Source organism: Hansschlegelia sp., assembly GCF_035538955.1.
Classification (GTDB): domain Bacteria; phylum Pseudomonadota; class Alphaproteobacteria; order Rhizobiales; family Methylopilaceae; genus Methylopila.
Map to the genome: position 1 here is coordinate 40,707 of NZ_DATLJK010000009.1, position 24,203 is coordinate 64,909.

The window sequence follows — 24,203 nt, forward strand, 5'->3', positions numbered from 1 at the left end:
GGCTGCGGGGACGATCAAGCTTCGCCGTTGGCGAGCTCGCGAACAAGCCGCCCATGGGCCTCAAGCGTCCGCGCTCGATCGATCGTGATGCAGCGGCCATGCTCGACGACGACGCGGCCGCCGACGATCGTGGTCGCCGCCCGCGTCGGACCGCAGAGCACGAGCGCCGCGACAGGGTCCCACTCCCCGCCCGCGAACGCCGGGCCGGAAACGTCGAAGGCGGCGAGATCGGCCGCCTTGCCGGGCGCCAGCCGTCCGATGTCGGGCCGGCCGAGCGCATCCGCGCCGCCGAGCGTGGCGAGCTCCAGCGCCTGGCGCGCCGTCATCGCTCCCGCGCCCTCGGCGACCCGCTGCAACAGAAGCGCCTGGCGCGCCTCGTTCAGCAGATGGCCGGAGTCGTTCGAGGCCGAGCCGTCGACGCCGAGACCGACGGGCACGCCCGCGGCCCGCATCGCGCGCACGGGAGCGACCCCGCTGCCGAGCCGCATGTTGGAGCACGGACAGTGCGCGACGGCGGTTCGGCTGCGGGCGAACAGGTCGATCTCGGAGGCGTCGAGCTTCACGCAGTGGGCGTGCCAGACGTCCGGACCGCACCAGCCGAGCTCCTCGGCATACTGGCCGGGCCGAAGACCGAAGCGCTCCAGCGAATAGGCGACGTCCTCGTCATTCTCCGCAAGATGGGTGTGCAGCCGGACGCCGTAGCTTCGCGCGAGTTCGGCGCAATCGCGCATCAGTTCGCGGCTGACCGAGAAAGGCGAGCATGGCGCGACCCCGACGCGCGTCATCGAGAACGGGCGCGGATCGTCGAACGCCTCGATCAGCCGCCGCGTGTCGGCGAGGATCGCGTCCTCATCCTCGGCCATTGCGTCCGGCGGCAGGCCGCCCTGCGACTGGCCGATGCTGATCGCCCCTCGGGTGGCGTGGAACCGGAGCCCGACCTCGCTCGCGGCTCCGATGGAATCGTCGAGTCGCGCTCCGTTCGGGAACATGTAGAGGTGGTCGGAGCTCGTGGTGCAGCCGCTCTCGGCGAGTTCCGCAAGCGCGACCGTGGTGGAGACGCGGATGTGCTCGGGACGCATCCGCATCCAGAGCGGATAGTGCGCGCTCAACCAGCCGAACAAGAGCGCGTCCTGTCCCGCCGGCAGCGCGCGGGTCAGGTTCTGGAACATGTGGTGATGGGCGTTGACGAGGCCGGGCGTCACCACGCAGCCGCGCATGTCGAGGATGACGTCCGCCTCGCGCGGCAGCTCCGGGGTCGGACCCACCTGCTCGATCACGCCGTCGCGCGCGAACAGGCCGCCATTCGCGATCTCGCGCCGCGCCTCGTCCATCGTGACGAGAATGTCCGCGTTCCGGATCAGCAGCGTTGGCAAGACAGGCGCTCCGCATCAGGGCCGCTGCCCCGCCGGGCGGGTTCATGACCGATCGGGCCGCCCGCGTCGAGGCCGGGAACAAGCGCGGGACAGGCTAGTTGCAACAGTCAGGACCCTGATCGGCGACACGCCAGAGGAGGCTCGGCGAATGTCCACCAAGCACCCCAAGACCAAGACTCCCACGGATGCGGACCTTCGGGCGAATCCGCTGATCGGCGCTTCCAAAGGCGCGACCATGGCCCACGCGACTCCGGACGACGTGGAGGACGCGGAGGGCGAGAGCACGTTCGAGGGCGACGTCGAGAACGACGTCAATCCCAAGGCGGCATCGACAAGGACGACGCGCGGGGCGCGAACCGCAGGCGCGGGTCCTGAACGCGGAAGGATCAAACCAGTGTCAGGCGACAAGACCCACGAGCAGCAGCTTCGGATGTTCGAGCGCAAGCCCGATGTCCCGGACCCCCGCCGAACCGCGGAGGCGCTTCAGGAGGAGCATAGCGGCCCCGCCGAGGCGACCGCCGGCGAGCCGCGCGACGAAAAATATCCGGTCAGCCCGCAGGGGCTTCACCAGGAGAACCGAGACCACAACAAGCACAACAACCAGGGGCAGTCGGGCCACCGCCCGCAGAGCCACAGCCCCGATCAGGAGAAGCGCTGAGCTTCAGCTTGATTCACGCGAAGGAGAAATCCGATGGCGAAAGCCAGCCGACACAATATGGGCCCGGGCGCGCAGGGCAAGAATGACGGCTCCGGCGCGATGACGGACGCACCGGAAGGCATGATCGGCGAGAACCAGATCCTGTCGAACCGCGACAAGTCCCAGCATCCGCAGGAGCGCGGGCTCGACGGCAAGCGCGTCCAGAGCGAGCAGCGCCAGGACGCGGCCTTCGAGAAGTAGGCGGCGGGGCGGCGGCCTATTCGGCCGCCGCCGGCGTCTCGGCCGCGCCTGCCGGCTCGAGCGCCGCCGCGATGGCGTCATCGACCCGCTCGAGCCAGATGAACTCCAGCCGGTCGCGCGCCCCCTGCGGGATCTCGTCATAGTCGCGGCGGTTGCGGGCCGGCAGCATCACGCGGGTGACGCCGGCGGCGGCCGCGGCGACGACCTTTTCCTTGATGCCGCCGACTGGCAGCACAAGGCCGCGCAGCGAGATCTCTCCCGTCATCGCGGTGTCGTTGCGCACCGTCCGGTTCGTCAGCAGCGAGGCCAGCGCGACATACATCGCGACGCCCGCGCTCGGCCCGTCCTTCGGAGTTGCGCCGGCCGGGACGTGCACATGCACGTCGTTCTTCTCGAACAGCGCCGGATCGACGCCGAGCGAGGCCGCGCGGCTCTTCACCAAGCTCATCGCGGCCTGCGCGCTCTCACGCATCACCTCGCCGAGCTGGCCGGTGAGAATAAGCCCGCCGCGGCCCGGCGTGCGGGTCGCCTCGATGAACAGGATGTCGCCGCCGACGGGCGTCCAGGCGAGGCCGGTCGCGACCCCCGGGACGCTAGTGCGCATCGCGACCTCGTTCTCGAAGCGCGGCTGGCCGAGGATGGCCGTGAGGTCGTCGACCCCTATCCGCACCTGCTCGGCGCTGCCCTCCGCGACCCGCACCGCGGCGTGCCGCAGGGCGCGGCCGATCTCGCGCTCGAGGCTGCGGACGCCGGCCTCGCGCGTATAGGAGCGGATGATGGCGCGCAGGGCGTCGTCGTCTATGGCGGCCTGCTCGGGCTTCAGCCCGTTCGCCTCGAGCTGCCGGCGCACAAGGTAGCGCCGCGCGATCTGCAGCTTCTCGTCCTCGGTGTAGCCGGCGAGGCTGATGATCTCCATGCGGTCCCGCAGCGGACCCGGGATGGTGTCGAGCATGTTGGCGGTCGCGATGAAGGCGACGCGGGACAGGTCGAACGGCACCCCCAGATAGTTGTCGCGGAACGTTGAATTCTGTTCCGGGTCCAGCACCTCGAGCATCGCGGCGGAGGGATCGCCCTGAACGCCGCGCCCCATCTTGTCGATCTCGTCGAGCATCATCACGCAGTTGCGCGCCTTGGCCTTGCGGATGCCCTGGATGATGTTGCCCGGCAGCGCGCCGACATAGGTGCGGCGATGGCCGCGGATCTCGGCCTCGTCATGGACCCCGCCGAGGCTGACCCGCACGAACGGCCGGTCCATTGCGCGGGCGATCGACTGGCCGAGCGAGGTCTTGCCGACGCCGGGCGGGCCGACGAAGCACAGGATCGGCGCGCGGCCCTGCGGGGCGAGCTTGCGGACCGCGAGATATTCCACGATGCGGCTCTTGATCCGCTCGAGGCCGTAATGGTCCTCGTCCAGGATCCGGCGCGCCTCGGCGATGTCGATCAGCTTCTCGTCGCCGATCTTCCACGGCAGCTCGATCAGCCAGTCCAGATAGGTCCGCACCATGCCGCCCTCGGCGGCGGCTTCCGGCATGCGCTCGTAGCGGCGAAGCTCCTTGCGCGCCTGCTCCTCGACCTCCTTCGGCATTTCGGCCTTGGCGATGGCCTCGCTGAGCTCGGCGACCTCCTGCGCCTTGCCTTCGCCCTCGCCGAGCTGGCGCTGGATCGCCGCCATCTGCTCGCGCAGCACCGCCTCGCGCTGGCGCTCGTCGAACGACGCCTTGGTCTGGCGGCCGATCTCGGCCGAGATGCGCAGCACCTCGATCCGGCCGGCGAGCAGCCGGGAGACCTTCTCCATGCGCGCGACGAGGTCGACCGTCTCGAGGATCTCCTGCTTCTCCTCCGGCCTCACGTCGAGATAGGCGGCGGCGAGATCGGCGAGTTGGGCGGGCGAGGTCGCGCCCTGCACCGCGGCGATCAGTTCCTGCGGCGCCTGCGGCAGCAGGCTGAGCGCCTCGACCGCCTGGCTCTGCAAGTGCAGGAAACGCGCCTCGATCTCCGGAGAGCGCGTGTCGGGCTCGGGTATGTGCAGGACGCGCGCCGCCGGGAACGGCGTTCCGGGGAGGAAGTCGAGCACGCGCATGCGCTGCGCGCCCTGGCAGACGATGTGGTGCGAGCCGTCCGGCGCCGTCATGTAGCGCACGATGTTGGCCACCGTGCCGATCCGGTAGAGCCCGTCCGGCCCCGGATCCTCGGCCTCCGGATCGCGCTGCATCAGCACCCCGATCGGCCGCTCCTCGCGCACCGCCTGCTGGACCGCGGCGATCGACTTCGGCCGCCCGATCGAGAACGGCGCGATCAGATGCGGGAACAGCACCGTGTTGCGCACCGGCAGGATGATCAGCGCGTCGGACGGGATGGGATGGACCTCGGTGGACGCCGAAGACTCGGCGGCCGGCGCGTCCGAAACGTTGTCGCTTGGCGTCATCAGCTTGCTCCCCTAGCCGGCCTTGGAGAGGCTGAACACGAGGCAGCCATTGCGCGCGATGCGGCGGACCACATAGCGGCCCGGCGGAAGCGGGATGCGGCGTTCGAACCGGCCCTGCGGCAGCTCCAGCCTGTGGATCGTGGCGTTGCGCAGCTCCGGCGGCAGCACGCGGCGGCCGGCGACGATCAGCGCGCCGTCGTCGATCGCGGCCTCGACCTGATCGGGGTCGACGCCGGGCAGCCCGACGATGACCAGAACCTCATGCTCGGTCTCGATCACGTCGACCGGCGGCTCCCAGCACGGCTCTGGCGCCGCGCCGCCCGGCCGCAGCTGAAAGATCTGCCGGCGCATCCGCTCGGCGCGCGCCAGCGTCTCGACCGCTTCCGCCAGCATCCAGTTCGCCGGGTCCCTGTTCGGCATTGGGAGCCTCTTTCGTCGTGTCTGCGGGCCCGGTCGCGCCGGACGCCGTGTCGAATGAGCGCCCCGACCTGCACGCCGTCAAGCCGAGGACCGGCCCCGCATAGGGGCCGGCCGGGGCAGGTCCATGACCTGTGACAAACGCGGGCGGCCTGGCCGCCCGCGCCGCGTCACTGCTGCTTGCGGCGCTCCGCCACCTTCTCGGGCGTGACCTTCCCCTGCTTGCCGCTGAAGTGGCCGATCACATAGTTCGCGACCGCCGCGAGCTCCTCATTGCTGTAAGCGGCGAAGTTCGGCATCCAGGCGGCGGCGTTGATGTCCTTCAGGTCGGACCCCTGAAGCAGAGCCATCGTCAGGTTGACGCCCTCCGGATCGTTGACCGAACGCAGCCCGGCGAGGCTCGCGTAAGGGGTCTGCTGGCCCTTGCCGTTGTACTGATGGCAGCTCGCGCAGGCGCCCTCGAAGATCCTGCGGCCGAGGTCGCCCTTGGCTGCGTCGGCCGGGGGCGCCCAGGCGGTCGACTGCTTGAGCGAGTCGGGATCAGGCGCGATTTCGGTTCCGGCGGGGCCGGGCTGGGCCTTCACGAGCCTCAGATAGCTGACGAGCGCCCCTCGGTCGGCCTCGTTCAGATGCCGGGTGCTGTATTCGACCGCCTCAGCCATCGGGCCCGACGCGGCGGCGCGCCCCTCGGCATGGCCGGTGGCGAAGTAGTCGGAGAGCTGCTGGTCCGTCCAGGCGCCGACCCCGAAGGTCTTGTCCGAGGTGATGTTGTAGGCGCGCCAGCCCTGGATGTCGGCCCCGGCGAACTCTTTGCTGTCGTCGAGCGCGAAGGCGAAGTTGCGCGGCGTGTGGCACTCGCCGCAATGGCCGAGCGCGTTGGCGACGTAATCGCCGCGGTTCTGCTCCGGCTTACGGGCCGGATCGTCGCGGAAGCGGCGGGCGTCGAGGAACGCCATGTTCCAGAAGGCCATGCCCCAGCGCTGGTTGAACGGGAAGGACAGCTCGTTCTTCTTCTCCGGCGCGCGGACCGGCTCGAGGCTGAACAGATAGGCCTTGATGGCCACCGCGTCGTCGCGGCTCATCTTCGTGTAGGAGGTGTACGGGAAAGCCGGATAGAGATTGCTGCCGTCTTTGCGGACGCCGTGGTGGAGCGCGCGCACGAAGTCGTCGTCGCTCCAGGTTCCGATGCCGGTCTCCTTATCGGGGGTGATGTTGGTCGAATAGATCACGCCGAAGGGCAGCTTGAACGGCGTGCCGCCCGCATAGGGCTTGCCGCCCGGAACCTGGTGGCAGGCGACGCAGTCCGCCGCGCGCGTGAGATATTCGCCGCGCGCCACGAGCTCCGGGGTGGCGGTGACGTCCGCGGCCGAGACATCCTTGTCGTTGCGCATCCACCGATAGGCGGCGAGGCCGGCCAGTCCGACGACGCAGATGACCGCGAGCGCGACCGCGATCTTCAGCAGGCTCTTCAGGAAGGCCATCAAGCCGCTCCCGCTTTGGGGTCGGCCAGCAGTTTCGGGTCGAGCGGCAGCTTGCGCAGGCGCACCCCGGTCGCGGCGAAGACCGCGTTGGCGATCGCCGGGGCGGCGATCGCGGTGCCGACCTCGCCCATGCCCCCGATCGGCCCTTCATTCTTGACGATATGAACCTCGATCGGCGGCGTCTCGTTGATGCGCATCATCCGGTAGTCGTGGAAGTTGCTCTGCTTCACCGCGCCGTTCTCGAAGATGATCTCGTTGTAGAGCGCCATGGTCCAGCCGAAGACCAGGCCGCCCTGGATCTGAGCCTCCACCGTGTTCGGGTTCATCACCGGCCCGCAATCGACCGCCGCGACGCCGCGGCGGATGCGGATGTGGCCGCCCGGCGAGACCTCGACCTCGGCGATCGCGCAGATATGGCTGCCGAAGGGCGACGCGAAGGCGACCCCGCGCCCGACGCGCGGCGGCAGCTTCTCGCCCCAGCCGATCGCCTCGGCGGCCTTGTTCAGCACCGAGAGCGGCCGCGGGTTCTTGGCCAGCATCTTGCGCCGGAACTCGACCGGATCCTTGCCCGCTGCGTGCGCGAGCTCGTCGATGAAGCCTTCGGTCTTGAAGATGTTGTGGGTCGGTCCGACGCCGCGCCACCAGCCGATCGGAATCGCCTCCGGCATGTCGTGCGGCACCCATTCCACATGGAAGGCCGGGATGTCGTAGGACAGCTCGTCCGAGCACTCCGTCAGGTCGGCGTCGAAGCCGTCCTTGCGCAGCATCTGCGGGGCCCAGCGCTTGGGGACGGAGGCGCCGCAGGTCCGGTCCTTCCAGATCACCGGGTAGCCTTCGTCGTCCACAACCGCCGAAACGCGGTCGAGATAGGCCGTGCGCGGGATGTCGTGGCGGATGTCGTGCTCCCGCGACCAGACCATCTTGACCGGGTAGGGGACCTGCTTGGCGATGTTGACCGCGAGCTCGATGTAATCGGCCTCGAGCCGCCGGCCGAAGCCGCCGCCGAGATAATGGTTGTGCAGGATGACCTTGTCCTCCGGCAGCCCGGTCAGCTTGGCGGCCGCGCCGGCGGCGCGCGTCGGCACCTGATTGCCGACCCAGATCTCGCAGGCGTCGGGCCGGACATGAACGACTGCGTTGAGCGGCTCCATCGGCGCATGAGCCAGGATCGGATGCTCGTAGACGGCCTCGATCGTCTTGCCCTGCCGGTCGAGCGGGCCGTCGCTGCGGGCGACCAGGGCCTTGCCGGTGCGGGAGGCCTCGTCGAGCGCCTTGAACAGGCCGGCGGTCGAGAAGTTCGCGTTGGGGCCGTGGTCCCACTCGATCTCTAGCGCCTCGGCCCCTTTCTTGGCGGCCCAGTAATGCGGCCCGGTCACCGCGACGCCATGCGGCAGCCGGATGATGTCCTTGACGCCCGGGACCTTGCGGGCCGCGTCGTCCTTGACCGACTTCAGCATGCCGCCGGCGGTCGGGCAGGTCACCACGTAAGCGATCTGCATGTCCGGCACCCGCACGTCGATGCCAAAGATCGCGGAGCCGTCGATCTTGGAGGGGCTGTCGATGCGGCGCATCGGCTTGCCCACCAGCTTGAAGTCCTTCGGGTCCTTGAGCCCGACCTTCTCCGGGGCCTGCTGTTTGGCCGCCGCCTCGGCGAGTTCGCCATAGGTCGCGGACTTGCCGCTGGCCGCATGCTTCACGACGCCGGCCTCGGTGGTGCACTCGCCGGCCGGGACGCCCCACTGTTCGGCGGCCGCGGAGATCAGCATGGCGCGCGCGACGGCGCCGGCCTCGCGCAGGATCATCCAGTTGGACCGCACGCTGGTCGAGCCGCCGGTGGTCTGCGACTTCAGCAGCGGCGTGCCGTAGAGCAGGTCGATGGCCGGCGCATGTTCCACGACGACCTGGTCGAGGCCGACGTCGAGCTCTTCTGCCAGCAACATCGCCTCGGTGGTGTAGACGCCCTGGCCCATCTCCACATTCGGCATGACGAGCCGCACCGGCCCCTCGGGGTTGATGCGGATCAGCGAGTTCGGCGCGAAGGTGGCGCCGTCCTTGGCCGCGAGCTCCGCGTCGCCGGGCTGCGGGCGCGCCGCGATGGTGGCCTTGGCGGAGCCGGCGCCGAGGAAGAAGGCAAGCGCGAAGCCGCCGCCGGTCTGCAGGAGGGCGCGGCGGCTCGGCTGGGGCAGGGCGGAGATCGGGAGGGTCATTGCGCCGGCCCCTTCTGGAGGTTGTAGGCGATCGTCTGCTGGCCGACCGGCTGGCCGGTGGCCGCCTGATGGATCGCCTGGCGGATGCGCACATAGGTGCCGCAGCGGCAGATGTTGCCGGACATCGCGGCGTCGATGTCCGAGTCCGTCGGTTGCGGCTTGTGCTGCAGCAGCGCAGTCGCGCTCATGATCTGCCCGGTCTGGCAGTAGCCGCACTGCACGACCTCGACGGCCAGCCAGGCGTCCTGGATCTTCTTGCCTTCGGGCGTCGCGCCGATCGCCTCGACGGTGGTGATCTTCGCCTCGCCGAGCTGCCCGACCGGCAGCACGCAGGAGCGCACCGCGCGGCCGTCGACATGCACCGTGCAGGCGCCGCATTGGGCGATGCCGCAGCCGAACTTCGTGCCGGTCAGACCGATCACGTCGCGCAGCACCCACAGAAGCGGCATGTCCTCGGGGACGTCGACCGAGCGATCTTCGCCATTGACGTTGAGCGTGAGCATGTAGGCGAGCCTCCCCTCGGAACCTGGAGCGACGCCCGCGCCGGGACGTCGCCAATCGTAAACTAGGGCGCGAGCCGAGGTGGCGCGACGGCCGCTACTGCAAGCGCGAAGCTGCAGATATTCAAAACAGGCGCTGAGCCGAGCCCGCGACCGGTCGTCGCCCAAGGACCCATAGCGTCGGCTTTTCAGTTGAAGACCTGATCCGCCCGCGCTGTTCCATCCGGCGACAAACGGGTTCAAAAGGCCGGGCTCTTTCGCTCGGCAGCATCAAACCGCAACCACGAGGCGCCCCATGGACTACGTCAAACTCGGCTCGACCGGCCTTGAAGTCTCGCGGGTTTGCCTCGGCTGCATGACCTATGGCGAGCCGGGACGCGGCAACCACGCCTGGACGCTCGACGAGGAGGCGAGCCGGCCGCTGATCCGGCAGGCGCTCGAGCTCGGGATCAATTTCCTCGACACTGCGAACTTCTATTCGCTGGGCTCGTCGGAAGAGATCGTCGGCCGCGCCGTCCGCGAATTTGCGCGGCGCGAAGAGATCGTGCTCGCCACCAAGGTGTTCATGCCGATGCGGCCGGGGCCGAACGGCCGCGGCCTGTCCCGCAAGGCGATCTTCGCGGAGCTCGACGCCAGTCTGAAGCGGCTCGGCACGGACTATGTCGACCTCTACCAGATCCATCGCTGGGACTACGCCACGCCGATCGAGGAGACGCTGGAGGCGCTGAACGACGTCGTTCGTTCCGGGAAGGTCCGCTACATCGGCGCCTCGTCGATGTATGCGTGGCAGTTCGCCAAGGCGCTCTACGTTTCGCGGCTCGCCGGCTGGGCCGAGTTCGTCAGCATGCAGAACCACCTCAACCTGATCTATCGCGAAGAGGAGCGCGAGATGCTGCCGCTCTGCGCCGACCAGGGCGTCGGCGTGATCCCGTGGAGCCCGCTCGCCCGCGGGCGGCTCACGCGGGACTGGGACGAGAGCAGCGCGCGCCAGGACGCCGACGAGTTCGGCAGGACCCTCTATGTCGCGAGCGACCGCCAAGTCGCCGAGGCGGTCGCCAGGATCGCCGCGGCTCGCGGCGTGTCGCGCGCCCAGGTCGCGCTCGCCTGGGTGGCGCAGAAGCCGGAGGTCACCGCGCCGATCATCGGCGCCTCGAAGCCGGGCCATCTGACGGACGCGGTGGCGGCGCTGTCGCTGAACCTGACGGCGGAGGAGATCGCCGCGCTGGAGGCGCCGTACGAGCCGCACTCAGTGGCCGGGTTCGCCTGAGCCTCGGCCTGCAAGCTTGACTGCCGCGCCTCAATAGGTCTGCTATATGATATAAGATAGTAGGGCAGTTTCCCTTGCCCGCTCGGTTGCGTGGCGCCGTGCGACTCACTCTAGGATGGCTGGTCCTGCCGCATGTCTGGCGCAAGCGCGATGAACAAGCGCGATGAATGAGAGCAAGGAACTCGCCGAGGTCGCCGGCGCGGAGTCGCTCGGCTTCCGGCCGCTCTACCGGCAGGTCCGCGACCGGCTGATCAGGCGGCTGGTTGACGGCGTCTGGGCGCCGGGCGAGCCGCTGCCGAGCGAGATCCAGCTCGCCGCCGAGCTCGGCGTCAGCCAGGGCACGGTTCGCAAGGCGCTCGACGCCATGGCGGCCGAGAACCTCGTCGTGCGCCGGCAAGGGCGCGGCACCTTCGTCGCCCGCCACGACGAAGAACGCATCATGTTCCAGTTCTTCAAGCTGGTCGGCGACGACGGCCGGCGGACATTTCCGCAAAGCCGCGTGCTCGGGCTCTCGGTCGCCAAGGCGAACGCCGCCGAGCGCGCCACGCTGAAGCTCGCCAAGGACACGCGGGTGATCCGCATCCGCCGGCTGCGCTCGATCGACGGCGCGCCCGTGATCGTCGAGAATATCGCGCTGCCTGAGCCGATGTTCCCCGGCCTCGCGGCCATGGAGCTGCCGAACAACCTCTATGGCCTCTACGCGATGCGCTTCGGCGTCACGGTCGCCAGCACCCGCGAGCAGCTCAAGGCGGTGTCGGTCTGCGAGACCGACGCTAAGGCGCTTTCCACGGAGGCCGGCGCGCCCGCGCTCAAGATCGACCGGCTTGCGCTGTCGCTGGAGCGGCAACCGGTCGAGTGGCGCGTCAGCGTCTGCCTCACCGATAAGCTTCACTACCTCTCGGAACTGCGCTGACGCGGGCCGCCGGGACCGCTGGCGGGATCGTGTTCGCGAGGCAGTCTTATAAAAGATATGTTATCACTTTACTTCACGGGAGAGGGCGTCTAGCGTCCCCGACCGGACGAGAGGACGGCCCGCCAAGAGGCCGCCTCGCCGTCGGCGCGAACCGGCGCCGACGAGCAGCGGGATGGAAGCGTGACGAACCGCGTGGCAAACGCAAAGGCTCACCTGTCCGCGCGGCGGAGCACGGCGCAATGCGCCGGCTCCGTCCGCGCCGCTGCTCCCAAGACACAAGAAAATCAAGACATCCGCTCTGTCCTTGGGAGGGACGCATGGCTTCAGAGGGCCCTCTTCTGGAGGTCGCCGGCGTAACGCTTCAGTACAAGACGCCGCAGCATCTGATCACCGCGACCTATCGGGTCGATTTCGAAGTCTTCACCGGCGACCGGTTCATCCTGCTCGGGCCATCGGGCTGCGGGAAGTCGACGCTGCAGAAGGCGGTCGGCGGCTACATGACGCCGACCGAGGGCCAGATCCGGCTAAAGGGCAAAGTCGTCACCCGCCCGGGCCCGGACCGCATGATGGTGTTCCAGGAGTTCGACCAGCTGCTGCCGTGGAAAACGGTGCGGCAGAACGTGGTGTTCGCGCTCGAGGCCTCGGGCCGCCTGACCGGCAAGGCCGCCGACGACAAGGCCATGCACTACATCGAGAAGGTCAATCTGGGAGCCTTCGCTGACAGTTATCCGCACATGCTCTCCGGCGGCATGAAGCAGCGCGTAGCGATCGCGCGCGGGATGGCGATGGAGCCCGACATCCTGCTGATGGACGAGCCGTTCGCCGCGCTGGACGCGCTGACGCGCCGCAAGATGCAGGACGAGCTGCTGATGCTCTGGGAGGAGACGCGCTTCACGGTGCTGTTCGTCACGCACTCGATCCCAGAAGCCATCAAGATCGGCAACCGCATCCTGCTGCTGTCGCCGCATCCGGGCCGCGTGAAGGCCGAGCTCAACAGCGTCGACGATCCGCAGGAGGCGCGCCTGCTCGAGCAGCGCATCCACAACATGCTGTTCTCAGACGAGGTCGGCGAAACGATGGAGCCGGTCCATGCGTGAGTCCGCCGCCGCCTCCGCCATGACCGGTTATCCGGCCGCGCGCCCCGAACTGGTGCGCGAGGACTCCTCGGGAGAGGCCATCACGGTCGTCGAGAAGCCGCTCTCGCCGTTCGAGATCTGCTACAATTCCGGTTGGCTCAGGAAGGCCACGATCCTGGTCATACTGGCGGTGGTCTGGGAGCTCTACGCCCGCTACCTGAACAACGATCTGCTGTTCCCGACCTTCACCGCCACGATCTCGGCCTTCGCGCAGAACGTCGCGGACGGCGTGCTGCCGGCGCGGGCCTGGGCGTCCATCAAGGTGCTGCTGATCGGCTACAGCCTTGGCGTGCTGCTCGCCGCGGTGCTGACCGCGCTCGCCATCGCGTCGCGGATCGGCACGGATTTCCTCGAGACCATGACCTCGATGTTCAACCCGCTGCCGGCGATCGCGCTGCTGCCGCTCGCCCTGATCTGGTTCGGCCTCGGCAATGGCAGCCTGGTCTTCGTCCTGGTCCATTCGGTGACCTGGGCGATCGCGCTCAACACCCATTCGGGCTTCTGCTCGGTCAGCAAGACGCTCAAGATGGTCGGCAAGAACTATGGCCTCGGCGGACCGCGCTTCATCTGGCAGATCCTGATCCCGGCGGCATTCCCGAGCATCCTGACCGGGCTGAAGATCGGCTGGGCGTTCGCCTGGCGCACGCTGATCGCGGCCGAGCTGGTGTTCGGCGTCAGCTCCGGTTCCGGCGGCCTCGGCTGGTTCATCTTCGAGAACAAGAACATGCTGGACATTCCCAACGTGTTCGCCGGCCTGCTCACCGTGATCCTGATCGGCCTAGTGGTCGAGAACCTGATCTTCCAGACCGTCGAGCGCCGCACCATCCAGCGCTGGGGCATGCAGAACTGAGCGGCGCCGTCGCCCGTCAAATGTCTTATATATGACCTAAGACATTGACATCGTCAGGCCGCCGGATAGCGTCGGCGGGTCTACAAAAAACGATAAAGCCGCCACAGGCGGCGGGGAGAAAACGCATGGCCATCGGATTGACGCGGGGCCTCTGCCTCGCCGCAGCGCTTGCTTTTGGCTGGTCGACCGCGGCGTCGGCCGAGGCCAGCACCGTCAGGCTCGCCAAGCAGTTCGGCATTTCGTACCTGCCGCTGACCGTGATGCAGGAGGAAAAGCTCCTCGAGCAGCATGCTAAGGACGAGGGGCTCGACATCACCACCGAGTGGCTCCGCTTCACCGGCGGCTCCGGCATGAACGAGGCGCTGCTGTCCGGCAATCTGGACTTCGCGGCCGGCGGCGTCGGCCCGGCGCTCACGATCTGGGGCAAGACGCGCAACAATCTGAAGGTCAAGGGCGTCGCGGCGCTCAACGCGATGCCGCTCTACCTCGTCACCACCAATCCGAACGTCAAGACGATCAAGGACTTCACTCCGAAGGACAAGATCGCGCTGCCGACCGTCAAGACCTCGATCCAGGCCGTCACCCTGCAGATGGCGGCCGAAAAGACCTTCGGCGAGGGCCAGCAGAACAAGCTCGACCCGCTGACCGTCTCGATGGGCCACCCGGACGCCCAGATCGCCATGATGGGCGGCCAGTCCGAGATCAACTCCCATTTCGGCTCGTCGCCGTTCCAGGAGCTCGAGCTCAAGGACCCGAAGGCGCACAAGGTGCTCGACAGCTACGACGTGCTGGGCGGCCCGCATACCTTCAACCTGGTGTGGGCGAGCTCGCGCTTCGTCGAGGCGAACCCGAAGATCGTGAAGGCCTTCGTGGCCGCGCTCGAGGACGCGATGCAGCGGATCAAGAAGGATCCGAAGGCGGCCGCGGAGCTCTGGATCAAGGCCGAGAACGTCAAGATGCCGGTCGAGGACGCGGTGGCGATCATCTCCAATCCGCAGAACGAGTGGACCACGACGCCGAAGAAGATGCTGGCCTATCTCGACTACATGAACCGCGCCGGTCTGGTCTCGACCAAGACGGATGACTGGAAGGAACTGTTCTTCCCGAACATCCAGAACGCCCAGGGCAGCTGAGGAGCGCGGACGCAGCGATGAACGCGGTGGCGACGGCGGCGCGGAGCGACTCGGACGGCGGCGAATTGACCGTCCGGGTGTGGCGAGGCGCGGAGCAGGGCGGCTTCCAGACCTTCCAGGTGGCCCGTCGGGCGAACCAGACGGTTCTGGACGTCGTGACGGAGATCCAGCGGGAGCAGGACGCCACGCTCGCCTATCGCTACGCCTGCCGCGTCGGCATGTGCGGGTCCTGCGCGATGGTGGTGAACGGCCGCCCGCGCTGGACCTGCCGCACCCGCGTCGCCCGCGCCGAGGAGGACGGCGCGCTCACGCTCGAGCCGCTGCGCAACATGCCGGTCGTGAAGGATCTCGCGGTCGACATGGAGAGCTTTTTCGAGAAGTGGCGCGACGCCAAGGGCTTCTTCGAGCCCGGGGAGGCGCCGGCGAACGACTTCGCAGTGGTTCGCCCCGACAGCCCCGAACGCGCGCAGGCCGACGCCGGCGTCGAATGCATCAATTGCGGCGTCTGCTATTCGGCCTGCGACGTCGTCAGCTGGAATCCCGAATATCTCGGCCCGGCGGCGCTCAACCGCGCCTGGACCCTCGTCAACGACGTCCGCGACCGCGGCCAGGACGCGAGGCTCGACGCGGTCAGCGGCGACGCCGGCTGCCACTCCTGCCACAGCCATATGAGTTGCACCGAGTTCTGCCCGAAGGCGCTTGCGCCGACCTACGCCATCGCCGGCCTCAAGCGCGCCACGATGCGCCGCGTCTGGAAGCGCAAGCCATGAGCGCCGGGCTCTACCTCGCGCAGCGGCTGACCGCGGTGGTCCTCGCCTTCGCGGTTGCGGTCCATCTCGTCACGATCGTCTATGCGGTGCGCGGCGGGCTTAACGCCGGCGACATCTTGGCTCGCACCACCGGCAATGTCGCCTTCCTGGCGTTCTACGTGGTCTTCGTCGCCGCGGCGGCGATCCACGCGCCGATCGGCCTGCGCAGCGTTTTGCGCGAGTGGACCGCCTGGCGCGGCCGCTCGCTCGATCTCGCGATGCTCGGCGTCGCGGCGGTGATCGCCGTGATGGGCCTCAGGGCCGCCTTCGCGGTCTATTCGGCATGACGGCCGCGACCGGCGCGCTCCGGGCCTCGCGCCGCAAGCCCGGCTTCGTCGCCGCGATGCTGCACCGCCTGTCGGGCGTCGCGCTCGCGATCTTCCTGCCGATGCATTTCATCGCGCTCGGCACGGCGCTCGGCGGCGCGGACCGGCTGGAGAGCTTCCTGGCGCTCACCCACAACCCCGTGGCGCGCTTCGCCGAATGGGGGCTCGTCAGCGCGCTCGCGCTGCACATGGCGCTCGGCCTCAGGGTGCTGGCGATCGAATTCGCCGCCGTTCGCGAGCGCACCGCCGTTACCGTTTCCCTCGCCTGCGCAGCCGGCCTTGCGGTCGGCCTCATGTTCCTGATGAGCGGCGCATGACCGCGCTCGCCGGCTTCCCGCTTTCGACGCTCACCTATCTGTGGGCCGGCGCCTTCGTGGGCGCCGTCGCGTCGGGCGGCGCCGGCTTCGCCTTCGCACTCGCCGCCTCGTCGATCTGGCTGCACGCGCTCGAGCCGGCGCAGACCACGGCGCTCACCGTGACCTGCGGCACGCTGCTCCAGTTCGTCACCATCTGGCCGTTCCGCAAAGAGGTCGATCGCGGCCGCCTGGCGCCGTTCATCGCCGGCGCGGTGATCGGCGTTCCGATCGGCGTCGCGGTGCTGTCCAGCGTCGACGTGCCCAAGCTCAGGATCGCGATCGGCGTCGGCCTCGCGATCTACGGCGCCTATGCGCTGATCGCCCCGAACCTGCCGCGCGTCACCGGCGGCGGCCGGAAGGCGGACGTCGCGGTCGGCTTCGCGGGCGGCGTGCTGGGCGGCATTGGCGGCTATTCGGGCGTGCTGCCGACGATCTGGTCGCAGCTGCGCGGCTGGCCCAAGGCGACCGCCCGGGCGGTCTATCAGCCCTACATCCTGTTCGCGAATTTCCTGACCATCGCGCTGATTGGCGCGGTGGCTTTCGACAGCCGGGGCGTCTGGCTGTTCCTGCTCGCGCTGCCGGCGCTCGCGCTCGGCGGCTGGGCGGGCCTTTCCATCTTCAGCCGCCTCGACGAGCGGCTCTTCCGGCGGTTCCTCGCCGGCATGCTGCTCGTCTCGGGCGTGACGCTCCTGATCTAGGAGGACGACGATGCATCTGGACATGAACGAGGTCGAGGCGGTCTGCTCAGACCTCTACGTCCGCGCGCTCAAGATTCTGCCGCCCGACATCAAGGCGGGCTTCAAGGCGCTCGTCGGGGCGGAGACCGGCGAAACCGCGAAGGCGGTGCTCGGCACCATGGTGGAGAACATCGCGGTCGCCGAGCGCACCAACAACATCCTGTGCCAGGACACCGGCATCCCGATCTACAACGTCACGATCGGCCGGGGCGTGGACTTCGACGGCGTCGAGCTGAAGGAAGCGATCCGCCGCGGCTGCGCGCGCTCGACCAAGGAGAACTCACTGCGCTCCTCGGTCGTGCATCCGATCACCCGCAAGAACGAGCAGACCTCCTGCGGCGTGCGGGTGCCGATCATCCATGTCGACTTCGACGAGCGCGAGGACACCGTCGCGATCGAGATGATCCCGAAGGGCTCGGGCTCGGAGAACGGCTCCTTCCTGCAGATGCTGCTGCCGTCCGACGGCATCAACGCCGCCAAGCGCTTCGTGATCGACCGGGTGATCGAGCTCGGCGGCCGGGTGTGCCCGCCGACCATCGTGGGCGTCGGGCTCGGCGGCACCTCGGACCTCTGCATGCACCTCGCCAAGATGGCCGCGACGCGGCCGTTGAGGTCGGTCTGCTCCGACCCGGAAGGCGCGAAGATCGAGGCGGAGCTGTCGCGCGCGGTGAACGAGCTCGGCATCGGCCCGCAGGGGCTCGGCGGCCGCTCCACCAGCTTCGCCGTGCATGTCGAGATCGCCGCGACTCACATCACGCAGAACCCGGTCGCGGTGAACATCCAGTGCCATTCGGCCCGGCGCGCCACGGCGACCATCACGCCGGGCGGCATCGCGTTCAGCTGAGGCAGAGATGACCCATCATGTCCTCGACATGCCCGTCGACGAGGCCGCAGTTCGCGCCCTCAAGGTCGGCGACACCGTCACGCTGCGCCAGACGCTGTTCGGCATCCGCGACGCGACGCTGATCCACATGTTCGACCGCGGCCGCGAGACCCGGCTCGACCTCAAGGGCCACGCCGTCATCCACACCGCGCCCAACGTCCGGCGGGTGGAGAAGTCCGAGGCCGCCCCGGTCGGATACGAGCCGTTCTGCATCGGCACCACCACCTCTATGCGGATGGAGCGCTTCACCCGCGCGCTGATGGAGCGCGAGGGCGTGCGGCTGATCATCGGCAAGGGCGGCATGGGGCCGGAGACGCTCGCCGCTTTCCGCGACATCGGCGGCGCCTATCTGGCGATCGTCGGCGGCGCGGCCGCGCTGGAGACGACCTGGATCGAGCAGATCGAGGACGTCGACATGGACGATCTTCACCCCGAGAGCCTCTGGCGCTTCAAGATCCGCGACTTCGGCCCGCTGCTGGTCGGCATGGATTCTCACGGCGGCTCGCTCTACGCCAACGTCCGCGACGACGTCGCCAGCCGCCGCGACGCGGTGCTGGCGAGCATCGGAGCCGGCGAATGACGCCGGCGCTCCGCACCGTCGACACCGACATCCTGATCCTCGGCTCCGGCGGCGCCGGCCTGTTCGCCGCGCTGCACGCCAAGAAGATCGCGCCCGATCTCGAGGTCACGGTCGCGGTCAAGGGCCTGCTCGGCAAGTGCGGCTGCACCCGCATGGTGCAGGGCGGCTACAACGTCGCGCTGGCGCCCGGCGACTCGGTCGAGCGCCACTTCATGGACACGATCGAAGGCGGCAAGTGGCTCAACAACCAGGATCTCGCCTGGACGCTGGTCAACGAGGCGCAGATCCGCATCCGCGAGCTCGAGAGCGAGCTCGGCTGCTTCTTCGACCGCAATCCTGACGGCACGGTCCACCAGAAGGCCTTCGCGGGACAAACCTTCGACCGCACGGTGCACAAGGGCGACCTGACCGGCATCGAGATCATCAACCGCCTGTCCGAGCAGGTCTGGCGCCGCGACGTGAAGCGGCTCGAGGATCACCGGGCGCTGGAACTGATCCCGGCCGCGGACGGCTCCGGCCTCGCCGGCGTGCTGATGCTCGACATGCGCTCCGGCGAGCCGCTGTTCGTGCGCGCCAAGGCCACGCTGCTCGCGACCGGCGGCGGGCCGACCATGTACAAGTACCACACGCCCTCGGGCGACAAGTCGTGCGACGGGCTCGCCATGGCGCTCCGCGCCGGGCTGCCGCTGCGCGACATGGAGATGGTGCAGTTCCATCCGACCGGGCTGCTCGCCGGCACGGACACGCGAATGACCGGCACGGTGCTGGAGGAGGGGCTGCGCGGCGCCGGCGGCTATCTGCTCGACGGCGGCCGCGAGCGCTTCATGCATCTCTACGACCCGCGCAACGAACGCGCGACGCGCGACATCGTCAGCCGCTCGATCATCCGCCGCATCCGCGACGGCCACGCCACCGAGAATGGCGGCGTCTACATCCAGATGAGCCATCTGGGGCCGGAAAAAGTCAGAAAAGACTTCAAGGGCATGGTTGAGCGCTGCGCGGATTGCGGCTTCGACCTCGCGGCGGGGCTCGTCGAGGTCATCCCGACGGCGCATTACATGATGGGCGGCGTAGCGTTCGGCGGCGACTGCCGCACCGAACTGCCGCGGCTCTACGCGGCCGGCGAGGACACCGGCGGGGTGCACGGCGCCAACCGGCTCGGCGGCAACGGGGTCGCGAACTCCACCGTGTTCGGCGGCGTGGCCGGCAAGGCGATGGCGTCTGCGGTGAGCCGCGAAGGTTCGCGCGCCGATCCGGATTCCTCCGCCATCGAGCAGGGGCTGGCGCGCTGCTTCGGGCCGCTCGGCCGGCCCTCGGGCGAGCTCGGCGCGATCCGCGAGGCGCTCTACGAGACGATGTGGGCCGACGCCGGCATCCTGCGTGACGCCGCCGGCCTGCAGCGGGCGGAGAATGCGCTCGCGGGACTGGCCGACGCGGTCGAGCGCTCCGGCGCGCCGGACGGTGACCGCCGCTACAACCTGACCTGGATGGACCGGCTGAACCTCGAAAGCCTGGTCGCGGTCAGCCGGGCGATCTGCGCCGCCGCGCTCGCCCGCACCGACAGCCGCGGCGCGCATTTCCGCGAGGATTTTCCGGAGACCTCCGAGCTCGCGACCTCGCGCTACACGGTGGTGCGCGAGCGCTCCGGCGCGCTCGAGGTCGCGACCGAGCCGGTGGCCTTCACGCGCGTCCGGCCCGGCCAGTCGCTGCTCGACGAGGCGGCCTGACCGTCTAGGCGAACGCGATGGAGCCCTTGGGGGCGACGACCACCCCAGAACATCCAGAGATGCGTGGACGTCAGGGCTCGCGCCAAGGCGTTCGGGCGCAGCGCCGACAGCTGGAGGGAGCGGTTTTCCAGAGCGCGCATCGCGAGGGCGGCTGACGCCGATCCGCCTCAAACGCCGTTGACCGAAAACGTATCATATGTCTTATACAAGAGCTAACGGAGCGGCGCCGCAAGCCGCCAGTCATCACAGGAGGATCTCAAGGCGATGACGAGCACAGCCAATGGGGACGGCCGCAACCCGCACGTCCTCGCCCACAGTCCGAAGGACAATGTCGCCGTCGCGGTCATCGAGGGGCTGAAGGCCGACACCGACGCGTTTGGCGTCGTGACCGAGAACAACGGCACGTTCCGCGTTCATGTGAAGAGCGACATTCCGATCGGCCACAAGGTCGCGCTGACGGATCTCAAGGCCGGCGACACGGCGATCAAGTACGGTCAGGACGTCGGAAAGATCACCGCGGACGTCGCCAAGGGCGAACACGTCCACACCCACAACATGAGAACGAAGCGCTGGTGAGGGACGGACAGATGGCTGACGTTATGATCTCCAACCAGAGCCCGTTTGTCGGCGGCGCTCCGGATCAATTCTACACCCCTGCGCTGCCGAGCAAGCGCGCGTCGGCGGACGCCGCCAAGGCGACCTTCATGGGCTGGCGCCGCGAGAACGGCCGCGTCGGCGTGCGCAACCATGTCGTGCTGCTGCCGCTCGACGATCTGTCCAACGCCGCCTGCGAGGCGGTCGCGAACAACATCAAGGGTACGCTGGCGCTGCCGCACGCTTATGGGCGCCTGCAGTTCGGCGAAGACCTCGCGGTCCACTTCCGCACCCTCATCGGCATCGGCTCCAACCCGAACGTCGCGGCCGTGATCGTGATCGGCATCGAGGAGCAGTGGACCAACCGCGTCGTCGAAGGCATCGCCAAGACCGGCAAGCCGGTCGTCGGCTTCGGCATCGAGCAGCATGGCGACATCGCGACCATCGCCCGCGCCAGCTACCAGGCGAAGAAGTTCCTGCAGTGGGCGACCGAGCTGCCGCGTGAGGAGTGCTCGATCACCGAGCTCTGGATCTCGACCAAATGCGGCGAGTCCGACACCACGACGGGCCTGTCGTCCTGCCCGACGGTCGGCAACATGTACGACAAGCTGATCCCGCACGGCATCTACGGCGTGTTCGGCGAGACCTCGGAGATCACCGGGGCCGAGCATCTCTGCAAGGAGCGCGCGGCGAGCCCGGAGATCGCCGAGAAGTGGTACAAGATGTGGAAGGCCTATCAGGACGACGTCATCGAGGCCCACAAGACCGACGACCTCTCGGACAGCCAGCCCACCAAGGGCAACATCGAGGGCGGCCTCACCACGATCGAGGAGAAGGCGCTCGGCAACCTCGAGAAGATCGGCCACGAGTGTAAGTACATCGACGCCCTCGAGCCGGCCGAAGCGCCGGCCAAGGGGCCGGGCCTGTACTACATGGACACCTCCTCGGCCGCGGCCGAATGCGTGACCCTGATGGCCGCGGCGGGCTACGTCGTGCACACCTTCCCGACCGGCCAGGGCAACGTGATCGGCAACCCGATCGTCCCGGTGATCAAGATCTCGGGCAACCCGCGCACCGTCCGCACCATGGGCGAGCACATCGACGTCGACGTCACCGGCGTGCTGCGCCGCGACATGACGATCCCCGAGGCGGGCGACGCGCTGATCGACATGATCATCCGCACCGCCAATGGCCGGCTCACGGCCGCGGAGTCGCTCGGTCACCGCGAATTCGTGATGACCAAGCTCTACCGCAGCGCGTAACCCCGAGCCTCTTTCCGCAAGCGCGGGGAGGGGCCGCCCGCCAGCGAAGCGGGCGCTGAGTTCCCGCCGCGGCCGAGCGCAAGCGCTTATCGGCTGCGGCGTTTTCTTTTCCATGGCGCTCTGCCCGACGCTGGGATCGCGCCTGAACCCCCGCGACGAGGTTCCATGAAGATCGTCATCTCGGAGTTCATGGACGAGGCCGCGATCCGCAGCGCCTTCGTCGGCTTCGACGTCGTCTATGATCCCGCGCTTGTGGACGCCCCTGATCGGCTCGCCGGCGAGGCCGCGGACGCCGACGCGCTGATCGTGCGCAACAGGACGCAGGTGCGCGGCGCGCTGCTCGACGGCGCGGCGCGTCTGCGGTGCGTCGGCCGGCTTGGAGTCGGCCTCGACAACATCGATGTCGCGGCTTGCGAGGCGCGCGGGATCGCCGTCTACCCGGCGACGGGAGCGAACGACGTGTCGGTCGCCGAATACGTCATCGGCACGGCGATGCTGCTGCTGCGCGGCGCCTACCGGGCGACGGACGAGCTCGCGGCCGGGACCTGGCCGCGCAACGCGCTTTCCGCAGGCCGCGAGATTTCCGGCAAGCGGCTCGGCCTCATCGGCTTCGGCTCGATCGCGCGCGAGACCGCCCGGCGCGCAGTCGCGCTCGGCATGTCGGTCGCCGCCCATGATCCGTTCGTCGCGGCGGACGACCCGGCGTGGCGGCCGTCCTGGGGACGGGTGGAGTCCCGGCCGCTCGAAAGCCTGCTGCGCACCTCGGACGTGGTCTCCTTGCATGTGCCGCTGACCGACGAGACGCGCGGGATGATCGGGGGCGAGGCGATCGCGACGATGCCCGACGACGCCATCCTGATCAACGCCGCGCGCGGCGGCGTGGTCGACGAGGCGGCGGTCGCCGAGGCCCTTCGGTCCGGCAGGCTCGGCGGCGCGGCGCTCGACGTGTTCGACGCGGAGCCGCTGAAGGGCGCTGCGGCCGAGCGCTTCGCCGGCTGCCCCAACCTCGTTCTGACGCCGCACATCGCGGGCGTCACTGCGGAGTCGAACGTCCGGGTCTCCCGCGTCACCGCGGAAGCCGTCGCGCAGCATCTGAGGGGGCACTGATCATGGCGAGGGTTTCGCTCGCAGAGGCGCACGATCTCGTCGCCGCCGCGCTGGCCGCGGACGGCGCTTCCGACCGCAACGCCGCGAGCGTCGCGCGCGCGCTGGTCGGCGCGGAGGCCGACGGGCTGAAAGGCCACGGCCTTTCGCGCGTTCCGGGCTACGCCGCCCAGCTCCGAGCGAAGAAGATCATCGGCGACGCCCCGCCGGCCGCAAGCCGGCCGCGGCCGGGCGTGCTGGCGATCGACGCCGCGCATGGCTTCGCCTATCCGGCGCTCGATCTCGCGGTCGAGACGCTGCCGGCGATGGCGCGCGCGCAGGGGATCGCCGCCGCCTCCATCAGCCGCTCGCATCATTGCGGCGCGGCCGGCCAGCCGGTCGAGGCGCTCGCCGACGCAGGGCTCGTCGCCCTGCTGTTCGCCAATACGCCGGCCGCGATGGCCCCCTGGGGCGGCCGCACCGCCGTGCTCGGCACCAACCCGATCGCGTTCGCCTGCCCGCTGTCGGGCGAGGCGCCGATCGTTATCGACCTGTCGCTGTCGCGCGTCGCCCGCGGCAACATCATGGCTGCGAAGCAGCGCGGCGAGAGCATCCCGGAGGGCTGGGCGCTCGACGCCGAGGGGCGGCCGACGACCGATCCGGCCGCCGCGCTGAAGGGCACCATGGCGCCGCTCGGCGACGCCAAGGGCGTCGCGCTCGCGCTGATGGTCGAGCTGCTCGCGGCAGGGCTCACTGGCGCGCTGTTCGCCGGCGAAGCCTCATCCTTCCTGGACGCTGAGGGCGGCCCTCCCGGCACCGGGCAGCTCATCCTGGCGCTTGATCCCGTCGCCTTCTCGTCCGGCGCCGGCGAGCGCTTCGCCGTGCTCGCCCGCGCGATCGACCAGCAGGAGGGCGCCCGGCTGCCGGGCGCGCGCCGGCTCGCCAACCGCGAGACGGCCGCCGCGACCGGGCTCGAGATCGGCGACGCGCTGCTGGCGGAGATCCGCACGCTGGCGAACATGACTGCCGATCGATAGACAAGCTCGCCCGACCGCAAGGCGGCCTCTATCGCCGCATAGGAACTAACGTGCTGTTCGCGCTGAGGTTTGGCTCGGAATGATCCGGCCTTCATGGTAGAAGTCACGCCTCTCGCAAGCGCCGCCGCCCACAGGCGAGCCCCGCCCCATGTCCGCGTCCAGCGCGCGGCGAGCCCCGGCGCAGCCTGACCGAGACGCAACGCCTGGAA

24 protein-coding genes are annotated in these 24,203 nt (G+C 69.1%); 18 read left to right on the forward strand and 6 right to left on the reverse strand.

Annotated elements, in window-relative coordinates; all coding sequences use genetic code 11:
* Window positions 1-14: 14 nt before the first annotated feature.
* Window positions 15-1,373, reverse strand: coding sequence for an 8-oxoguanine deaminase (locus VM780_RS04745; protein WP_325445653.1), 1,359 nt, complete (start codon window positions 1,371-1,373; stop codon window positions 15-17).
* Between the two features lie 148 nt (window positions 1,374-1,521).
* On the opposite strand from VM780_RS04745, the gene VM780_RS04750 reads away from it, so the two are divergent.
* Both VM780_RS04750 and VM780_RS04755 read left to right on the forward strand, forming a co-directional pair.
* A complete protein-coding gene (locus VM780_RS04750; protein WP_325445655.1) occupies window positions 1,522-2,031 on the forward strand; it encodes a hypothetical protein in 510 nt (169 codons plus the stop codon).
* A gap of 33 nt (window positions 2,032-2,064) precedes the next feature.
* Window positions 2,065-2,271, forward strand: coding sequence for a hypothetical protein (locus VM780_RS04755; RefSeq protein WP_325445657.1), 207 nt, complete (start codon window positions 2,065-2,067; stop codon window positions 2,269-2,271).
* Window positions 2,272-2,287: 16 nt separating this feature from the next.
* On the opposite strand, the gene lon is transcribed toward VM780_RS04755, so the two are convergent.
* From lon to VM780_RS04780, 5 genes are all read right to left on the reverse strand, one after another.
* Entirely contained in the window at window positions 2,288-4,696 is a 2,409-nt protein-coding gene (lon, locus tag VM780_RS04760; protein WP_325445659.1) for an endopeptidase La, read from the reverse strand.
* A gap of 12 nt (window positions 4,697-4,708) precedes the next feature.
* Entirely contained in the window at window positions 4,709-5,116 is a 408-nt protein-coding gene (locus VM780_RS04765; protein ID WP_325445661.1) for an Hsp20/alpha crystallin family protein, read from the reverse strand.
* Window positions 5,117-5,283: 167 nt separating this feature from the next.
* Window positions 5,284-6,594 (reverse strand): cytochrome c, encoded by a 1,311-nt coding sequence (locus VM780_RS04770; RefSeq protein WP_325445663.1) that lies wholly within the window; start codon window positions 6,592-6,594, stop codon window positions 5,284-5,286.
* The gene (locus tag VM780_RS04775; protein ID WP_325445665.1) at window positions 6,594-8,801 is read right to left on the reverse strand and encodes a xanthine dehydrogenase family protein molybdopterin-binding subunit; all 2,208 of its coding nucleotides are present in this window, start codon (window positions 8,799-8,801) and stop codon (window positions 6,594-6,596) included. Before VM780_RS04775 ends, VM780_RS04770 begins: the two co-directional genes overlap by 1 nt.
* Window positions 8,798-9,304 carry a (2Fe-2S)-binding protein gene (locus VM780_RS04780; RefSeq protein ID WP_325445667.1) on the reverse strand — a complete coding sequence of 169 codons (507 nt, stop codon included), beginning with the start codon at window positions 9,302-9,304 and terminating at the stop codon, window positions 8,798-8,800. Before VM780_RS04780 ends, VM780_RS04775 begins: the two co-directional genes overlap by 4 nt.
* Window positions 9,305-9,596: 292 nt before the next feature.
* Here VM780_RS04780 and VM780_RS04785 point away from each other — a divergent pair, with 292 nt between their 5' ends.
* The 16 genes from VM780_RS04785 (at window position 9,597) to VM780_RS04860 (ending at window position 23,994) form a co-directional block, all read left to right on the forward strand.
* The gene (locus tag VM780_RS04785) at window positions 9,597-10,568 is read left to right on the forward strand and encodes an aldo/keto reductase (RefSeq protein ID WP_325445669.1); all 972 of its coding nucleotides are present in this window, start codon (window positions 9,597-9,599) and stop codon (window positions 10,566-10,568) included.
* Between the two features lie 163 nt (window positions 10,569-10,731).
* Window positions 10,732-11,481 (forward strand): GntR family transcriptional regulator, encoded by a 750-nt coding sequence (locus VM780_RS04790; protein WP_325445671.1) that lies wholly within the window; start codon window positions 10,732-10,734, stop codon window positions 11,479-11,481.
* A gap of 317 nt (window positions 11,482-11,798) precedes the next feature.
* Window positions 11,799-12,578, forward strand: a complete 780-nt coding sequence (locus VM780_RS04795; RefSeq protein ID WP_325445673.1) for an ABC transporter ATP-binding protein — start codon at window positions 11,799-11,801, stop codon at window positions 12,576-12,578.
* A complete protein-coding gene (locus VM780_RS04800; RefSeq protein ID WP_325445675.1) occupies window positions 12,571-13,467 on the forward strand; it encodes an ABC transporter permease in 897 nt (298 codons plus the stop codon). The genes VM780_RS04795 and VM780_RS04800 overlap by 8 nt, the downstream gene beginning before the upstream one ends.
* 125 nt (window positions 13,468-13,592) lie before the next feature.
* Window positions 13,593-14,600 carry an ABC transporter substrate-binding protein gene (locus VM780_RS04805; RefSeq protein ID WP_325445677.1) on the forward strand — a complete coding sequence of 336 codons (1,008 nt, stop codon included), beginning with the start codon at window positions 13,593-13,595 and terminating at the stop codon, window positions 14,598-14,600.
* 17 nt (window positions 14,601-14,617) lie between these two features.
* Window positions 14,618-15,370 carry a succinate dehydrogenase/fumarate reductase iron-sulfur subunit gene (locus tag VM780_RS04810; protein WP_325445679.1) on the forward strand — a complete coding sequence of 251 codons (753 nt, stop codon included), beginning with the start codon at window positions 14,618-14,620 and terminating at the stop codon, window positions 15,368-15,370.
* Complete coding sequence (locus VM780_RS04815; RefSeq protein WP_325445681.1) at window positions 15,367-15,696, forward strand: succinate dehydrogenase; 330 nt, start codon at window positions 15,367-15,369, stop codon at window positions 15,694-15,696. The genes VM780_RS04810 and VM780_RS04815 overlap by 4 nt, the downstream gene beginning before the upstream one ends.
* Window positions 15,693-16,052 (forward strand): succinate dehydrogenase, cytochrome b556 subunit, encoded by a 360-nt coding sequence (sdhC, locus tag VM780_RS04820; protein ID WP_325445683.1) that lies wholly within the window; start codon window positions 15,693-15,695, stop codon window positions 16,050-16,052. Before VM780_RS04815 ends, sdhC begins: the two co-directional genes overlap by 4 nt.
* A complete protein-coding gene (locus VM780_RS04825; protein WP_325445685.1) occupies window positions 16,049-16,789 on the forward strand; it encodes a sulfite exporter TauE/SafE family protein in 741 nt (246 codons plus the stop codon). The genes sdhC and VM780_RS04825 overlap by 4 nt, the downstream gene beginning before the upstream one ends.
* A gap of 10 nt (window positions 16,790-16,799) precedes the next feature.
* Entirely contained in the window at window positions 16,800-17,672 is an 873-nt protein-coding gene (locus tag VM780_RS04830; RefSeq protein ID WP_325445687.1) for a fumarate hydratase, read from the forward strand.
* Between the two features lie 7 nt (window positions 17,673-17,679).
* Entirely contained in the window at window positions 17,680-18,291 is a 612-nt protein-coding gene (locus VM780_RS04835) for a fumarate hydratase C-terminal domain-containing protein (RefSeq protein WP_325445689.1), read from the forward strand.
* A complete protein-coding gene (locus tag VM780_RS04840; protein ID WP_325445691.1) occupies window positions 18,288-20,018 on the forward strand; it encodes an L-aspartate oxidase in 1,731 nt (576 codons plus the stop codon). The genes VM780_RS04835 and VM780_RS04840 overlap by 4 nt, the downstream gene beginning before the upstream one ends.
* 264 nt (window positions 20,019-20,282) lie before the next feature.
* A complete protein-coding gene (locus VM780_RS04845) occupies window positions 20,283-20,594 on the forward strand; it encodes a UxaA family hydrolase (protein WP_325445693.1) in 312 nt (103 codons plus the stop codon).
* An 11-nt stretch (window positions 20,595-20,605) separates the two neighbouring features.
* Window positions 20,606-21,874: a UxaA family hydrolase gene (locus VM780_RS04850; protein WP_325445696.1), complete on the forward strand. Its 1,269-nt coding sequence runs from the start codon at window positions 20,606-20,608 to the stop codon at window positions 21,872-21,874.
* A 165-nt stretch (window positions 21,875-22,039) separates the two neighbouring features.
* Window positions 22,040-22,981: a hydroxyacid dehydrogenase gene (locus VM780_RS04855; protein WP_325445698.1), complete on the forward strand. Its 942-nt coding sequence runs from the start codon at window positions 22,040-22,042 to the stop codon at window positions 22,979-22,981.
* Between the two features lie 2 nt (window positions 22,982-22,983).
* Window positions 22,984-23,994: an Ldh family oxidoreductase gene (locus tag VM780_RS04860; protein ID WP_325445700.1), complete on the forward strand. Its 1,011-nt coding sequence runs from the start codon at window positions 22,984-22,986 to the stop codon at window positions 23,992-23,994.
* The last annotated feature ends 209 nt before the right edge of the window (window positions 23,995-24,203 follow it).

Coding starts and splice junctions, on each gene's coding strand:
- VM780_RS04750 (WP_325445655.1), top strand. CDS start 1,522: ATGTCCACCAAGCACCCCAAGACCAAGACTCCCACGGATGCGGACCTT.
- VM780_RS04755 (WP_325445657.1), top strand. CDS start 2,065: ATGGCGAAAGCCAGCCGACACAATATGGGCCCGGGCGCGCAGGGCAAG.
- lon (WP_325445659.1), bottom strand. CDS start 4,696: ATGACGCCAAGCGACAACGTTTCGGACGCGCCGGCCGCCGAGTCTTCG.
- VM780_RS04765 (WP_325445661.1), bottom strand. CDS start 5,116: ATGCCGAACAGGGACCCGGCGAACTGGATGCTGGCGGAAGCGGTCGAG.
- VM780_RS04770 (WP_325445663.1), bottom strand. CDS start 6,594: ATGGCCTTCCTGAAGAGCCTGCTGAAGATCGCGGTCGCGCTCGCGGTC.
- VM780_RS04775 (WP_325445665.1), bottom strand. CDS start 8,801: ATGACCCTCCCGATCTCCGCCCTGCCCCAGCCGAGCCGCCGCGCCCTC.
- VM780_RS04780 (WP_325445667.1), bottom strand. CDS start 9,304: ATGCTCACGCTCAACGTCAATGGCGAAGATCGCTCGGTCGACGTCCCC.
- VM780_RS04785 (WP_325445669.1), top strand. CDS start 9,597: ATGGACTACGTCAAACTCGGCTCGACCGGCCTTGAAGTCTCGCGGGTT.
- VM780_RS04790 (WP_325445671.1), top strand. CDS start 10,732: ATGAATGAGAGCAAGGAACTCGCCGAGGTCGCCGGCGCGGAGTCGCTC.
- VM780_RS04795 (WP_325445673.1), top strand. CDS start 11,799: ATGGCTTCAGAGGGCCCTCTTCTGGAGGTCGCCGGCGTAACGCTTCAG.
- VM780_RS04800 (WP_325445675.1), top strand. CDS start 12,571: ATGCGTGAGTCCGCCGCCGCCTCCGCCATGACCGGTTATCCGGCCGCG.
- VM780_RS04805 (WP_325445677.1), top strand. CDS start 13,593: ATGGCCATCGGATTGACGCGGGGCCTCTGCCTCGCCGCAGCGCTTGCT.
- VM780_RS04810 (WP_325445679.1), top strand. CDS start 14,618: ATGAACGCGGTGGCGACGGCGGCGCGGAGCGACTCGGACGGCGGCGAA.
- VM780_RS04815 (WP_325445681.1), top strand. CDS start 15,367: ATGAGCGCCGGGCTCTACCTCGCGCAGCGGCTGACCGCGGTGGTCCTC.
- sdhC (WP_325445683.1), top strand. CDS start 15,693: ATGACGGCCGCGACCGGCGCGCTCCGGGCCTCGCGCCGCAAGCCCGGC.
- VM780_RS04825 (WP_325445685.1), top strand. CDS start 16,049: ATGACCGCGCTCGCCGGCTTCCCGCTTTCGACGCTCACCTATCTGTGG.
- VM780_RS04830 (WP_325445687.1), top strand. CDS start 16,800: ATGCATCTGGACATGAACGAGGTCGAGGCGGTCTGCTCAGACCTCTAC.
- VM780_RS04835 (WP_325445689.1), top strand. CDS start 17,680: ATGACCCATCATGTCCTCGACATGCCCGTCGACGAGGCCGCAGTTCGC.
- VM780_RS04840 (WP_325445691.1), top strand. CDS start 18,288: ATGACGCCGGCGCTCCGCACCGTCGACACCGACATCCTGATCCTCGGC.
- VM780_RS04845 (WP_325445693.1), top strand. CDS start 20,283: ATGACGAGCACAGCCAATGGGGACGGCCGCAACCCGCACGTCCTCGCC.
- VM780_RS04850 (WP_325445696.1), top strand. CDS start 20,606: ATGGCTGACGTTATGATCTCCAACCAGAGCCCGTTTGTCGGCGGCGCT.
- VM780_RS04855 (WP_325445698.1), top strand. CDS start 22,040: ATGAAGATCGTCATCTCGGAGTTCATGGACGAGGCCGCGATCCGCAGC.
- VM780_RS04860 (WP_325445700.1), top strand. CDS start 22,984: ATGGCGAGGGTTTCGCTCGCAGAGGCGCACGATCTCGTCGCCGCCGCG.